The 14,320-nt window shown below is 64.5% G+C and carries 13 protein-coding genes; 4 read left to right on the plus strand and 9 right to left on the minus strand.

The genetic code is table 11. The features are described from left to right. From FJ311_13560 to FJ311_13575, 4 genes are all read right to left on the minus strand, one after another. Positions 1-1,251 (minus strand): LegC family aminotransferase (locus FJ311_13560; GenBank protein MBM3952463.1); only part of this gene is annotated, 1,251 nt, incomplete at its 3' end. Beyond that, the gene (locus FJ311_13565; GenBank protein MBM3952464.1) at positions 1,043-2,245 is read right to left on the minus strand and encodes a UDP-N-acetylglucosamine 4,6-dehydratase; all 1,203 of its coding nucleotides are present in this window, start codon (positions 2,243-2,245) and stop codon (positions 1,043-1,045) included. The genes FJ311_13565 and FJ311_13560, both read right to left, overlap by 209 nt. A 111-nt stretch (positions 2,246-2,356) precedes the next feature. Then, positions 2,357-2,851 carry a transcriptional activator RfaH gene (locus tag FJ311_13570; GenBank protein ID MBM3952465.1) on the minus strand — a complete coding sequence of 165 codons (495 nt, stop codon included), beginning with the start codon at positions 2,849-2,851 and terminating at the stop codon, positions 2,357-2,359. Beyond that, entirely contained in the window at positions 2,848-3,465 is a 618-nt protein-coding gene (locus tag FJ311_13575) for a winged helix-turn-helix transcriptional regulator (protein MBM3952466.1), read from the minus strand. Before FJ311_13575 ends, FJ311_13570 begins: the two co-directional genes overlap by 4 nt. Positions 3,466-3,922: 457 nt before the next feature. On the opposite strand from FJ311_13575, the gene FJ311_13580 reads away from it, so the two are divergent. Then, positions 3,923-5,044 carry a hypothetical protein gene (locus FJ311_13580; protein ID MBM3952467.1) on the plus strand — a complete coding sequence of 374 codons (1,122 nt, stop codon included), beginning with the start codon at positions 3,923-3,925 and terminating at the stop codon, positions 5,042-5,044. Here the strand turns inward: FJ311_13580 and FJ311_13585 are convergent. Then, positions 5,041-5,865 (minus strand): polysaccharide deacetylase family protein, encoded by an 825-nt coding sequence (locus FJ311_13585; GenBank protein ID MBM3952468.1) that lies wholly within the window; start codon positions 5,863-5,865, stop codon positions 5,041-5,043. The genes FJ311_13580 and FJ311_13585 overlap by 4 nt on opposite strands. Continuing rightward, entirely contained in the window at positions 5,862-6,782 is a 921-nt protein-coding gene (locus FJ311_13590; protein ID MBM3952469.1) for a GNAT family N-acetyltransferase, read from the minus strand. The genes FJ311_13585 and FJ311_13590 overlap by 4 nt, the downstream gene beginning before the upstream one ends. Positions 6,783-7,174: 392 nt before the next feature. On the opposite strand from FJ311_13590, the gene FJ311_13595 reads away from it, so the two are divergent. Genes FJ311_13595 through FJ311_13605 form a run of 3 tightly spaced genes read left to right on the plus strand, consistent with a single transcriptional unit; the run spans position 7,175 to position 10,490 of the window. Beyond that, positions 7,175-8,389 (plus strand): nucleotide sugar dehydrogenase, encoded by a 1,215-nt coding sequence (locus tag FJ311_13595; protein MBM3952470.1) that lies wholly within the window; start codon positions 7,175-7,177, stop codon positions 8,387-8,389. Continuing rightward, complete coding sequence (locus FJ311_13600) at positions 8,386-9,510, plus strand: DegT/DnrJ/EryC1/StrS family aminotransferase (GenBank protein MBM3952471.1); 1,125 nt, start codon at positions 8,386-8,388, stop codon at positions 9,508-9,510. The genes FJ311_13595 and FJ311_13600 overlap by 4 nt, the downstream gene beginning before the upstream one ends. Then, entirely contained in the window at positions 9,507-10,490 is a 984-nt protein-coding gene (locus FJ311_13605; GenBank protein ID MBM3952472.1) for an NAD-dependent epimerase/dehydratase family protein, read from the plus strand. Before FJ311_13600 ends, FJ311_13605 begins: the two co-directional genes overlap by 4 nt. Before the next feature lie 7 nt (positions 10,491-10,497). Here the strand turns inward: FJ311_13605 and FJ311_13610 are convergent, their stop codons facing one another. From FJ311_13610 to FJ311_13620, 3 genes are all read right to left on the minus strand, one after another. Beyond that, positions 10,498-12,033, minus strand: coding sequence for a hypothetical protein (locus FJ311_13610; GenBank protein MBM3952473.1), 1,536 nt, complete (start codon positions 12,031-12,033; stop codon positions 10,498-10,500). Continuing rightward, positions 12,033-13,274 carry a radical SAM protein gene (locus FJ311_13615; protein MBM3952474.1) on the minus strand — a complete coding sequence of 414 codons (1,242 nt, stop codon included), beginning with the start codon at positions 13,272-13,274 and terminating at the stop codon, positions 12,033-12,035. Before FJ311_13615 ends, FJ311_13610 begins: the two co-directional genes overlap by 1 nt. Before the next feature lie 222 nt (positions 13,275-13,496). Next, entirely contained in the window at positions 13,497-14,165 is a 669-nt protein-coding gene (locus FJ311_13620; protein ID MBM3952475.1) for a class I SAM-dependent methyltransferase, read from the minus strand. Positions 14,166-14,320: the final 155 nt, after the last annotated feature.

A 14,320-nucleotide genomic window follows, 5' to 3' on the forward strand; every position in this document is an offset into this window, starting at 1 on the left:
GGTCTGGTGTAGCGGCCGCCAACACGGCCGGGTCTGGATGCCGGCGGCGTTGGTTTCGGCGAGAAAGCGGTCGCGCGTCTCGGCGTCGTCGAAGCGCAGCGCGTTGAGCCAGTAGTTGCCGCGATCCTCCTCGGGCTCGGCGACGAAGCGCGCGCCGGGGCAATCGGCGAAGCGGGCGCGGTAGAGATCGGCGAGCGCGCGCTTGCGCGCCAGGAAATCGTCCAACTGTTCCAGCTGCGCACAGCCCAGCGCGGCATTGATGTTGGGCAGGCGGTAGTTGAAGCCGACCTCGTCGTGATCGAACAACCAAGCGTGCGGCACCCGCGCGGTGGTGGAAAGATGCTTGAGGCGCTTGGCCAGCGCCGCGTCGTCGGTCAAAACCATGCCGCCGCCGCCGGTGGTGATGATCTTGTTGCCGTTGAAACTCAAGACGCCGGCGGCGGCGAGCGAACCGCACGGCTTGCCCCGATGCCGGCTGCCCAGGGCCTCGGAGGCGTCCTCGATCACCGGAATGCCGTGCGCCGCGCCCGCGGCGACCAGGGGCTCCATCGCCGCCGGATGGCCGAAGACGTGGACCGGCAGGCAGGCGGCGATGCGCCGGCCCTGAAAGCGCGGGCCGTGGGACTTGAGCAGCGCCGCGACCCGCGCGGGATCGAGGCCGAGCGTGCGTTCCTCGATATCGGCGAACAGGGGCATCGCGCCGGCATAGGCGACGGCGTTGGCGGTGGCGATAAAGGTGAGCGAGGGGCAGATCACCAGATCGCCCGGCCGCACGCCGACCGCATGAAGCGCCAGATGCAGGGCGGCGGTGCCGTTGACGGCGGCGATGGCGAAGCGGGCGCCGCAGCGCTCGGCCGTCGCCGCCTCGAAGCGGTCGACGTAGCTTCCGACCGAGGACACCCAGCCGGTGTCGAGGCAATCCTTGAGATAATCCCACTCGCGGCCCTTGAACCAGGGGCTGTGCAGGGGGACATCGTCCGCGACTTTCAGTTCGTCGCGCAGGACGGCGATCAGGCGGCGCGAGGATTCCAGCATCACCATCCTACATCCGCTGATCCAAATCGCGGCCGCGCTCGAGGTGCGCCAGTTCCGGCGCGGCGGCGCGGATGGCGGCGACCGCGTCCTCCTTGCGCCAAGCCGGTTTCGCGCGGATGGCGGCGATGGCGGCGAGGAAATCCTCGATCGTCCGGCGCGGGGTCGCGTCTTCCCAGGCGATGCCGGCGGCGCGAAAGGAGTCGAGATCGAGAGCATCGTCGCGGCGATGAAACTCTTCTTCCGTCTTTTCGCCGCTGGTGTCCGAAGGCGCGAAATGGCACGGCCAGTAGCCAGGCGGCGGCGTTTTGCCTCGAGCCTCGTCCTCGCTCGCGCAAGGCAGCGGCTTCAGGCCGCGTTCGGCCAGCAGAAGCGCGGCAATGTCGGGAAATCCGATCAAATGCTCGTTCGCCGACAGCTTGGGGAAGAACACCTGCCGGTCCTTGCCCAAGAAGCAGGCGAGCAGGCAAAGCTGCGCCGCCTCCTCGTGCGACATGAAATAGCGCCGGATATCATTCGGCGCGGCCAGCGGCTGGCCTTTGGCCAGGCGGTGCTCGAATCCTTCCAGCAGGCTGCCGGCGGAAAAGGCGACGTTGGCGAAGCGGGCCGACGTGGCGACGAACGCGCCCGGGCGCGAGAACAGGACCTTCTCCATCAGGTTCTTGGAGGCACCCATCAAGTTGGCCGGCCGCACAGACTTATCGGTGGAAACCGAAAAGACGCGGGCGAAGCCGAAAGAGCGGGCGTTCGCCAGGCAGCGATCCAGCGCGGCGACGTTGACCTCGATCATCCGCATCAGGCTGTAGACGTCGCGCTCGGCGCGGACGTGCTTCAGGGCCGCGAAGTTGGCGAAGACGTCGTATGGCCCGCTTTCGGCGGCGAAGCGGGGGAATTCCTCGCCGGCGAAGTCGGCGGTGACGGTGCGGAAATCTTCCGGCAGCGGCGCGGCCCCGGACCGCAGATCGCGCACTGTTTCGACCAGGCCGTTCTCGTCGATGTCGACCAGGTGGATCGCGGCGGGACGATAGGGCGCAACGATTTTCGCGAAAGCCGAGCCGATGGAGCCGGCCGCGCCAACGATCAGGATCCGCTGGCTGGCGACGGCCGCGCGCAGGCGGGCGTCGGCGGTGGCGATGTCGTCGGCGAACAACGAGCGTGTCCGGCCGAGTAGGCGGGCGAGCAACGGATCGCGGGTGTCGAGACGGGTGGTCATGGGATCGATTTTTCCACGCTACCGCCATCCGGGTGAAAGAGGCTTCACCCGCCCAAGGAGGTTTTGATTTCATTTCGCCGCCACGTCGCGGCGAAAATGCGCGCCCGGATTTCAGGCGGCGCGGATCGAATACGTCGGCACCTTCACTCGCACCTTGCGGCCGAGAAGGCTAAGCAGGATGGTCACGCGCTCGTCGTCATCCATGCGCTCGAACAAGCCGATTTGGTCGAGGAACGGACCCTCGCCGACGATGACCGGCTGGCCCTGGCGGAAGGCGGGCTTGATCTCGATCAGGCCGCTCTCGGCCTCGCGGGCGCGGATGATATCGACAACGCCGTTGGGCATCGGCAGGGGCAGGCCGCCGTTGCAGACGAGATGGGAAACGCCGACGGTCGAGTGGATCGCGCGCCAGCGGGTGATCTCGATGTCGAAGCCGACGAACAGATAACGCGGAAACAGCGGCGCCGGCACCCATTCGACCCGGCGGGCGTGGGAACGGCGCTTGCGCCAGCGCGGCAGGTAGACGTCGAAACCTTGGCGAATGAGGTGCTCGCGCGCCCGGTCCTCCTTTTGCGGCTGGGTGTTGACGACGTACCAGCGATTCATGCGGCGTCGTCCCCGGTTCCGGGTTCGGCCAGGCGCGGCATCTCGCGCGAGACGTTGAGCAATTTGGGCGCCAGAACCCGCTCGCGCGGCAGGACCTTTATCAGGGCGTCGAAGACGTCCTGGGGCGCGGCCATGTCGGTGATGATGACGGCGTCCACCGGGCCCAGATCCTTCAGCCGGTTGACGACGGCCAAGCCGTGGAAAGTCTCGCCGCCGTTGCCATCGAGCAGGCCGACGGCGGTGACGTCGTGGTTGGCCGCGCACAAGACGGCGATCTCAGCCAAGTCGCCGACGCCGGCGAAGGCGACGCGCCTCCAGCCGCGGGTGGCGCAGAACGCCAAAAGCTCGTCGTACTGCCGGCGGGAATGGCGGAACAGGTTGAAGGACTGGGTCAGGTAGCGGGCGGTGAGCGCGCTTTTTTCGGCAAAGCCCTGGGGGGTGAGGTAATAGGCGTAGCGGTTGGCGGGAACCTGGGCGACCTTGATCAGGCCCTTCTTGGCGCAGCGCTTGAGATAGGCGTTGGCGAGCCCGAGCGCGATGCCCAGCTCGCTCGCTAGCGTGCGTTGGGTCACGCCGCTGTCGCGCTCGATGGCGTTCAAGAGGCCGAGCGTGATCTCGACCTCGCTCGTCGCCGACGCCCGTTCGGAATTCTTATCGCTGGCCACGCCGCCGCCCTGAAAAGTACCCCGTTGTTCAGGGCGCGAACTTTATAGTGTACACCCCGTGAACGTCAAGAAATCTGGTCGAAAACTCTTTCCAAATTATATGGTTAAGCTTCAGTCGAGCCTTGGATGGGCAATCATGTTTTTCAGAGCCCAAGGGGGTCCACATGGGCTTTGGGCGGGTGGTTTGGGTCCATGAAACCAGCGCTTGGTTTTGTTCCGTATGCGGAACGTGAAATAATATTATTTCTATACAGTTAGTTGTGTGTAGTTCATATTATGAACGATATATTGTTCATATTATGAACAAAGAAAGATGGGCCAAGCTGTCGAATCTCCGTTTATCCGGCTCCAGGCCTGGGTTCGCGAGTGTTTCAAAGGGGACGGAGAACCGGCATAAGAGACGGCCATGATCACCGCCGCGCCGCTGCCGGCCTGGGGCGATTTCCCGGCTCTTTTCGAATCCGCCGTTCCGCCGGACAGCGCGCTCGCGGCGCCTTGGGCCGAGGGCGCCGCCTCGGCGCACCTTCTCGCCCGCTCGACTTGGTCGCTCGCTGCCCTGGTCCAGCGGTGCAAGGCCGAAGGCGCTCCGCGTCCTTGCCTGTGGCTGCCCGATTTCTTCTGCAACGCCTCAAGCGAACCGGCGCGCGACGCGGGCGCGGAACTCGTCTTCTATCCCGTGGCCGAAACGCTCGCGCCTGACTGGGCGGCGTGCCGGGTGCTGGCCGAACGGGCGCGACCGTCCTTGTTCATTCTCGTTCACTATTTCGGCCGGGCGAACGATGCCGAAGGCGCGCGCGCGTTCTGCGCCGAAAACAACGCCGCGCTGGTGGAAGACGCTGCCCATGTCCTGAAGCCCTGCGCCGGGATCGGCCGGGTAGGGGATTTCGTTCTCTACAGCCCGCACAAGCTTTTAGGGATTCCCGACGGCGCGGTCCTGGTGGCGCGTGAGGCCGACGCGGCGTTGGCGCGAACCATGATGGCGCTTCCCGCCGCCCAGCCGTGCGCGCGGGCCTGGGTTCTGAAGCGCGCCTTGCAAAAGGCGATGCCTGAGGCGGTCTGGCGAACGCTGCGTCCCATCCCCGAAATTCCCTTCGAGCGGGATCCGCCGCCCGCGCCGCTGTCGCCCGCACCGTCCATGAGCGCGTCGGCACGGAAAATGCTCGCCCACGCGATCCCGCGCCTCGAGGCCGAGGCCGCGCGCCGCCGCGCCGCCGAAAAAATCCTGCGGCGGATTCTTGCCGATGTCCTGGGCTGGTCGCCCTGGCCCGCCGCATGGGGTGCGGACGAGGCGCCCTATCGCGCCGTGTTCATCGCCGAAACCGCCACGCTTGTCGCCGAACGTTTCGCGCGCCTGCGTCGCGCCGGCTGCTTGGCGGAAAGCTGGCCCGATCTCGCGCCCGAGGTGACCGCCGATCCCGAAAAGCACCGGACGGCGATCGATCTACGCCGCCGCCTGCTCGCGTTTCCCCTGCCCGTGCCCGACAGGGCCGAGGCGTTTGCCCGCGCCTGCATCGCCGCGCTAGTCTAGGCTCGGATCATTTCTTCGAGCCGCGTCCGCGCCTCGGCGTAGCGGAAGTCGAGCCCGCCTTCCAGTGCTAAGCGCTGATAGGCGAAGGGCGCGTTCAAATCGACGTATTCGGCCAGCAGCGCTATCGGCGATGTTCCGGCGCGATTGAGTCCGCGCACGCCACTGCGGCAATAGCGGAAATGTCGACCGATGATTCCGAGCGCCGCCTTGTCGATGCTGGCGATGTCGCCGAAGGGAAAGGCGAACCAGTCCGCCGCTCGGCCCAGGCGCTCGGTTAGGCGCCGCCTAGCGTCGCCGATCTCGTCCTCCAATCGGTCGGAATCGAGGCCGGCGAGGCAAGCATGGCTCATGCCGTGGCCGCCGATGGTATGGTTCAAGGCGACCAGTTCCGCGACCTGATCCCATGTCATCAGATCGGGAACGGCATCCGTTTTGCCGCGAAAGACGTTGGCGGCGACCGCGGCGGATTGCTTGTTGCGCGGCAAATCCATCAAGCCAGGACAGACGAAGAACAAAGCCTTGACGCCATGGCAGGCGAGAACCGATTTTGCCAACGCGTGGTTCGAGGCGAACCCGTCGTCGAAGCTGACCAATACCGGGCATGTGCCGTCGGAAATGGTCGCGGCTAGGCGCGCGGGGACATCGCCCGGAGTAAGGAACCCCGCCGCGCGGCCGATGTGCGCGAGCAGACGATCGAGTGCGGCTTCCTGATGGGTCGCGATGTCGTGCAGTAACAAAACGCGGAACGCGCCCGACGGCGGTGTAGGTGGGAGCAAGTGCCGCGTCGCGAGCCATAAGGGAGCGACAAGATGGCGGATCATGGCCGAGTTCTTTCCCTCGCGTTGCGGACCCTCCAGCGCACCAGCCGCGCGCGGAGGTCGGTGGGACAGGCTTCGATTTCGCCCGCCAGGCGATAGGGCGCCCCGCCAAGCCCTGCCTTGAAGTGATAGATACCTTGGGGCGTGCGCTTTTTGTCCATGCCGCCCACGTCGAACCAGCGGACGCCCGAGTCTTTGGCCGCGAGCAATGCATGCCACAGCAGAATCTGCCCGACGTTGAGTCCGTGCCCGGCCTCGGTGGCGAAGCCTGCCAGGTATTCGGCCGTGTTGCCATATCGGATGATCAGCGCCCCGCCCGCCAGCGCATTGTTGGTACAGGCGATGTGAGCCGTCAGGCGATTTTCGGCAGAAAGGGCGTTTTGCAGATGGCGGATGAAATCAGGTGTCACGCTAGTCTGAAAATTGCGCTCGGTCAGGAACCGTATATAGCCGTCCAAAAACGTAGGAAAAGCATCGGCGTCGCCGACAATCTTCAACTCTCCGCGCTCGGCCTTGTTCAAGGCATTGCGCCATTTCTGCTCGAGGCGGGCGCGCAGGGTTTCCAGCGATTGCGAAAGGTCGACACGGGCGGATGCCCAGCCAGGATTTCCGGTTGGAGTAAAGCCTTGTGCGGTGAATGCATCCTCGATAGGCGGCGCAATGCACAGATAATATCCGCCCGATACCCAGCGCTCACGCAAAAGTTGTAGAAGTTCAACTAATCGTTCGGACGGTTCACTAGGCGTTTTGCGCCAGAGCGGCCCACGGTTGATCCAGACCAGCCCGCCACCGATCAGAGGTAAATGGCGGATCATCGCCTGCATAACGCCGACGATTTCACCGCCTTTGAAGAAAAGCCCGCGCTCGGGCGACCATGGTTCGATCGCCGCCTTGGCGTCGCCGAACGCCCATTCCTGCATCAGGCTTTTGTCGAGAAACGAGCTCGCTGCCGTCTGCCAAGCAGCGCGGTCGAACCCAGTTGTCACGAGGCGGATCGAAGATGAATCTCTCACGGGTAGACTGTAATGGAGGATGCCATTTTAGCAAAACGCAGACTTCCAGCCATTTGGTCAAGACCATCGTTCTTCGTTGACTGAAGAGGCGACGCCACCGCGAACGGCCAGCCAAAGTTTTCAGCTTATTTTGTGAGATGACTTGACGATACATGTGAAATAATAAAGCCTATAAATTTATGATTCTGCGGATGATTTTTAGGGTTTAGGAAGGCAGACGGGTTGTCAATTTAAGTCAAACCCAGTATCACTCCGAAACTGTTAATTGAAGGCCGAAACACCGACTCCTCGGTGCGCGCATGAGCTCGAATCCCGGCATTTTCAAGTCCGTGGACGTGACCATCATCGGCGGCGCCGGCCACGTCGGTCTGCCGCTGGCGATCACCTGCGCCAAGGAAGGCCTCGAAACCCTGATCCTCGACATCAACGAGCGGGCGCTGGCGACCGTCGCCGCCGGGCGGATGCCGCATCTGGAATACGACGCCGAACCCCTGCTGGCGGAAGTCCTGGCCTCGGGCCGTCTGCACATGACGTCGCGGATTGAGGATTTGTCCGAGGGCGGGACGGTCGTGATCACCATCGGCACGCCGGTGGACGAGTTCCAAAACCCGGTGCACAAGTCGGTCCGGTCCTGCGTCGATTCGATCCTGCCACACATCAAGGACGGCCAGCTGATCGTGCTGCGCTCGACAGTCTATCCCGGCACCACCGAATGGCTGGATCAGTACCTGCGGGACCGGGGCCGGACAGTGAAAGTGGCATTCTGCCCCGAGCGCGTCGTCCAGGGTCACGCCATCCGCGAACTGCGCGAGATCCCGCAGATCGTCAGTGGCACTAGCCCCGAGGCCGTGATCGAGGCCGAGGCCCTGTTCGGCCGCTTCGCCCGGCATATGGTGCGGATGCAGCCCAAGGAAGCCGAACTCGCCAAGCTATTCTGCAACGCGGTGCGTTACATCCAGTTCGCAGCCGCCAACGAGTTCTACATGATGGCCGACGCCGCCGGCCTCGACTATCACCGCATCCACGCGGGCATGACCTACAAGTATCCGCGGGCGCAGCACCTGTCGCGGCCGGGCTTCGCCGCCGGCCCATGCCTGTTCAAGGACACGGCGCAGCTCGCGGCTTTCGCCGGCAACGGCTTCAGCCTCGGTTCCGCCGCGATCCAGGTGAACGAGGGACTGGTCCTGCACGCCGTCGACATGATGCGAAAGCAATACGACCTCAGCCGCATGACCGTCGGGCTGCTTGGCATGGCGTTCAAGCCAGGCGTCGACGATACCCGCTCGTCGCTGTCCTACAAGATGAAGAAGATCCTGATACTGCACGCGCGCGAGGTGCTGGCGACCGACCCCTACGTCACCGAGGACGCGACTCTGCTGCCGTTGGACGAGGTAATCACCCGCAGCGACGTCCTAGTGCTCTGCACCTGTCACGAGCAGTACCGGAGCCTCGATTTCAAGGGCAAGCCGGTTGTCGACGTCTGGGGCTTCTACCGGTCGCCCGCGCCGCCATGAGCGAGGCCATTCCCTGGTGGGAGCCGAAGCTCGGCCCCCCGGTCCGCCGGGCGGTGCTCGACGTGCTCGACAGCACCTTTCTGAACGACGGGCCGACGACCCGCGCGCTCGAGGGCCGTCTCACGGTCCTGATCGGCCGCCGCCACGGCGTCGCCGCACCGAATTGCACCAGCGCGCTGGCGCTGACGCTGATGGCGCTGGGCATCGGCCCGGGCGACGAGGTGATCGTTCCCGACATGACTTTCATTGCCACCGCCAACGCGGTCCGATTGGCCGGAGCCGGTGTCAGGCTGGCGGACGTGGAGCCCGAGCGCCTGACCCTCGATCCGGTCGCGGCTGAGCGTGCGATCGGCCCGCGCACCCGGGCGATCATCGCGGTCGATTTCAACGGTCGGGGCGCGGACTACACCCGGCTCGAAACCCTGTGCGCGGCGCACGGGATTCACCTGCTTTCGGATTCGGCGCAGGCGCTGGGATCGCTCAAGGACAGCCGGGCGCTGGGTTCGTTCGGTATAGCGGGGTGTTTCTCGTTTTCCGCCCACAAGCTGTTCTTTTCCGGCCAGGGCGGCGCGGTCGTGCTCGACGACGACGCGCTCGCCGGTCGCCTGCGCGACCTTCGGGACCAGGCCAAGCGCGACGGGAGCCCGCTCAGCGATGTTGGCCATCCTTCGGTCGGATTCAACTTCAAGCTGCCCAGCCTTCTCGCTGGCGTCGCGTTGGCGCAACTGGACGAGGCCAAGGCCCGTCTCGACCATACCCGGGCGCGCGATGCTTGGTATCGCGAATTCCTTAGCAACGATCCCGCACTGTTTTTCCTGCCCCGGCGGCCGGGCGAGGCGGTGCTGTGGGCGGACGTGTTCAGCGACCGGCGCGACGAACTGGCCGCCGCGTTGCACGCGGCCGGCATCGGCTTTCGGCGGTTCTATCTCCCGCTTCATCGCCAGCCGCCGTATGCTGCCGCCGACGTGGATTTTCCCAACGCGCTCGCCGCGTGGCGGCGCGGGCTGTGGCTGCCCTCGGCACTGTCGCTGACAGAGGCTCAGGCGCGGCGGGTGGCGGCGTGCCTACGGGCGGCACTCGATTCCGAGAGACGGGCGGAAAGCTGGGCCGGGGCGCGATGACGGCGAAACCCTACCTCGTCACCGGCGGAACCGGGTTCATCGGCGCGGCGGTTGTCAAGCGCCTGCTGCGCGAGGGCCGCGCAGTGCGCGTGCTCGACAACAACTCGCGCGGCGCGGCGCGGCGGCTGGGCGACGTCGCCGGCGCTTTCGAGATGATCGAGGCCGACATCCGAGATGCCCCCGCGGTGGCGCGCGCGGCGAAGGGCGTCGCCGGGGTCTACCATCTCGCCTACGTCAACGGCACCGAGTTCTTCTACTCCAAGCCCGATCTTGTCCTCGACGTCGCGGTCCGGGGCATGATCAACGTCCTCGACGCCTGCCGCGCCGCCGGGGTCGGCGAACTGATCCTCGCCTCCAGTTCCGAGGTCTACCAGACCCCGCCCCGTGTGCCGACCGACGAGACCGCGCCGCTCACGGTGCCCGATCCCCTGAATTCGCGCTATTCCTACGGCGGCGGCAAGATCATCTGCGAATTGTTGGCGATCAACCACGGCCGCAAGAATTTCGACCGGGTTCTGATCTTCCGGCCGCACAACGTCTACGGCCCCGACATGGGCTGGGAACACGTCCTGCCGCAGTTCGCGCTGCGGTTCGCCCGGCTCGCCGCCGAACAGCCCCGAGGCGCGATCCGCTTTCCGATCCAGGGAACCGGGGCCGAGACCCGCGCCTTCAACCACATCGACGATTTCGTCAACGGGCTGATGATTCTCGCCGCCAAGGGCGAGCACTTGGGCATCTACCACATCGGCACGATGGAGGAAGTCGCCATCGCCGATGTCGCGCGCCTGACGGCGCGGTGCTTCAAGCGCGACATCGAGATCGTTCCGGGCCAATTGCAAAAGGGCGGAACCCCGCGCCGCTGTCCCGACATCGCCAAGCTGGCCGCGCTCGGCTACCGGCCGCGCGTGATGCTGGCCGAAGGCTTACCCGGACTGGTCGACTGGTACCGCGCCAACGCTGGCCTCGCGCCGAAGGCGTGATTCGCGGCTACGGCTGCTTGCGGAAAAAAACGAAAGTCCTCGGGCATTGCGGCGCGGCGCGCCATTCGTAATGCGTCACCAGAATGCCGCCGTCCAGTTCGGTCGGCGGCTCCTGCTCGTCAGACTGATAGGCGACGGCGGCGAAGGCGCCGGCGTCGACCAGGCCGCCGATGCCGCCGTGCTCGAAAGGCCGGCGGGCGAGCGCGCGCTCTTCCTTGTAGGTATAGGACAGCACCCAGGGCGTGTTGCCGGGCGTCATCCACGGCAATCCCAGGTAGTTGTTGTTGACGTACAGCGGCCGGGGCAGGGAATCGGCGCAGCGCTTCATCTCCAGGTAGATGGGGTGCTGGCGGCGCACGTCGATGGTGCCGGCCGCGCCCGCCAGCACCGCGCCGACGGCGGCATAGAGGGAAAGCCAGCCGGCGATTCCCGCGACCAGGGGCGAGCGCAGGCTCGCCGCGCCGCCGGCGGCCAGGACCGGCAGGCTCGCCATGACCATCAGGCCCATGAAGAACGCAAGCATGAAGAAATAGTTCTCGCCGCCGCCGTGCTGCGCCGCCAGCGGCACCGACAACGCCAGCGCCGCGACCGAGGCCCCGGCGGCAAAAACGAAGGTGTCGCTTCGCCACAAGCCGCGCCGGCATGACATCGAACGGGCAGCCGCCCACGCCACCGCCGCCAGGAACAGCAGCAAGGGGCCGGTCTTGACCGCGACGTTACCGAGGTTGCGCAGCAGCCGCGCGGCCTGGAAGAACAGTGGAAAGTCGGCGAACAATATGCTGTTGATCCAGCCCGGCTCGCCCAGCGCGAAGGTCGCGGCCCAGGCGGCGGGCAGGACCAGGCACAACAGCGCGAGCGGCTTCCAGTCGCGCCGCGCCAGCAGCAAGAATCCAGCGCCGGCGGCGGCGAAGACGTTGGCTTGCTTGAACGACCAGGCGGCGTAGACTGCGGCGGCGAGGACGAGGACGGCGGCGAAACGCCGGCGCGGATAAAGCGCCAAGAACGCCGCCGCGCCGGCCATCTCCAGGGTCATGGCCCACAAGTCGGCCCGCACCGTCAGCGACCAGAAACCGAGCAGCGGCCCGATCATCAAGAACACGGCGAACGCGGCGGCGATGGCCTTGGTCGTCGCGTCGCGGGCTTGGGCTGCGCGGGCGAAGGTGGCGTAGGCGACTACGGTTCCGGCGGCGATCGCCGCCAGGGTGAAGAAGCGGGTGACGGTGGGCAGCCAAGCATCCGACAAATCGAGCGCGGTGAGGACGACGGCCGCAACAGCAGCATAGGCATAATAGAACAACCAGTTGTAGACAGCGACCGAATAGGGGACCTGGAAGCGATCATTGTAGATTACCTCGCCGCTCAACGCCTTCCAGATGTTGAAGTAGTTGGTGAACTCATCGCCAGTAGTATGGAGCTGTAAGGGTTCGGTAAACGAAATAGAGGAAGCAGCGCGCAGGCCAAACAAAACCAGACATAGAACCGCGCCAAGCAGGGCCGAGGCGGCGTACAAGTACCGCAACCGGTCGGCGAGAAACGCCACCATCAATTTAGGCCGAACATCGCCCGGGCAAAACTTACACCCTTGTCGAACAGGTCTTTGCGATCCTCGGTAATGTATTCCAATTGCCGCATGCAGATGCAGCCGTCGCAAGTTGTCCGAAACTTGTTGAAAATGGCTTCGCGGTTCGGATCGGCGTACAGTTCCGGCAGATTCTTATAGGTATATCCGGGAATGGGCGGGGTGCCGTTGCAGACACAAATAGTGCCTTCGGGCAAGACCGCCATGTACATGCGCCCGGCGCGGCAGTTCCAATGCATATCTCCATTGGGGTCGTTGTAGTACTTGACGAAGTCGCCCAAGAGCCTCTCCGACACCGAAAGCACGTTGCCCTTGGCGCGCTTGAGGTCGATCAGAGACTTGAATGCGTTTTCCAGGACGCGCCGGTCCTCACCCTTCTCGCGCAGCGCCGGGTCGTTGGCGCGGATATTCATGGGATCGCCCTCGTTGGCGACCTCCAGCGCAAAAAATCCGATCAGCGCGCCGATGTCCTTGGCAAATTCGTGCAGCGGCACGATTTCGCGCACGTTGTCTTTGCGCAGCACCGCGGTCAGGAAGACTCCCGCGCCGAAGCGAGGCGCCATGGTGGCCGCGATGCGGACGGCGTTCGACACGCGTTCGTAGGATACCGTGCCCTTGACGCCGTTGATCTTGTTGAACGCCTCCAATTCGGCACTGTCGTAGGAAATGAATACGTCGGCGACACCGGCGCGGAACAGGCGCTCCATCAACCCTTCGGTCAACAGGAAACCGTTGGTTTGCAGGCGGACCAGCAAGCCCTGGTCGCGGAAGGCCTTGACCACCTGGACAACGTCCTTGCGCAGGGTCGCTTCGCCGCCGGTCAGCGCGACGCACTTGACGCCGACCCGGCGCATGTTTCGGGCCATCTCCTTGATTTCGTCGAGCGTGAGGCCCTTCGAATAGGATTCATCCTGCCAGGTGCGGCAGGACGGACAGCGAAAATTGCAGCGGCGTGTGATCTGGTAATGAACGTAATAGGGTCTATCGATGTTGGCGCCCTTGATCATCACGTAAAGAAAGAAGCGAGCCTTCAAGAACACATTGACAAACTTGACCCACAGATCGGAAAGCTGCGGGCCGGTCGCGGGGTCGTCGCCCTTTTTTCGCGCAGGCGTTTGATCGGCGGAGGCGACGTTACCGTTGGCCTCGGCTGGAGGTGGTTCGTGAACGGTGATGCCGCCGGTTGCCTGAAATGCCTGGAGCATGGACGGTGTGGGCTCTTGGCAGTTGAATTTTCCAGCGTCCGCCGCCCGAAATTCGGGGGTGCACGGGCCTTGCCGATGACCCTTTGTTAATCCACATCCTCACCAACGTCAACCTGAGCAGCCTTAACCATCGCCGCCGGCCTTACACGATTTGGGGGTATGTGACGGTGTCCGCGTTCGGCGGTCGGCGAAAGAATAATCGGCGGGTCTCTGCGGTGCCGGTCAACCGTGCGGGTTGCGCGCGATCACCATGCGCATGCCGCCGAACGGATAGCGCAGGCCCATCCGGACCGTCGCGAGTTCGGCCATAAGGATGGCCTTAAGAGCACTGTTGACGAAGGCGGGCAAGCGATATTCCGCCTCCAGCTCGGTCCCGGCGTTCTGCGATAGAAAGCGGCGCGAGACGTATTGCGGCAAGAACAATGACGCCATAAACGACGTGTCCAGCAAAACTTCGAATCCGGCGTCGCGCACGACACGCGCCAATCCATTCCCGACGTATCGGCGCTTATGACCCCGCATGTCGTCGAGCCGCGACCACAGGATCATATGTTGGGGGACGGTGACGGCCACCCCCCCCCCGGTCTTGAGCGCCCGGCGCAGCGCGGTCAACGCGGCAACGTCGTCGTCGAGATGTTCGATGACGTCGAACGCCCCAATGACGTCGAAACTACTAACAAAAGGAATCCGATCCACGTTAGTGCGGAATAGAAACGCATCGGGAACGCGTTTTGCGACGATCGCGAGCGAATCGCTAGACAGGTCGCTACCGAATAGTTTAACGGACGGCCATCGATCGCGTACGCGGCTCAGCATCGAGCCCGTGCCGACGCCGAAATCGTAGAAGCTTTCGAATCCGGGAAAGAATTTTTCCAACGCCCAGGCAATCAACGATTGTCGAGCCCGGTAATAAAAATTAGGTAATTAGGGCGAAACGTAACCAAAAAAGGCCTTCAGGAAGAGCCTGAAGGTGTTGTCGCCCCGGTGGTTGAAACGGAACTCGATTTCCTTGAGGTACATGGGGAAGTGGTACCTGGAGACGCCGC

The sequence above is a fragment of the Rhodospirillales bacterium genome (assembly GCA_016872535.1).
Lineage (GTDB): Bacteria > Pseudomonadota > Alphaproteobacteria > Rhodospirillales > 2-12-FULL-67-15 > 2-12-FULL-67-15.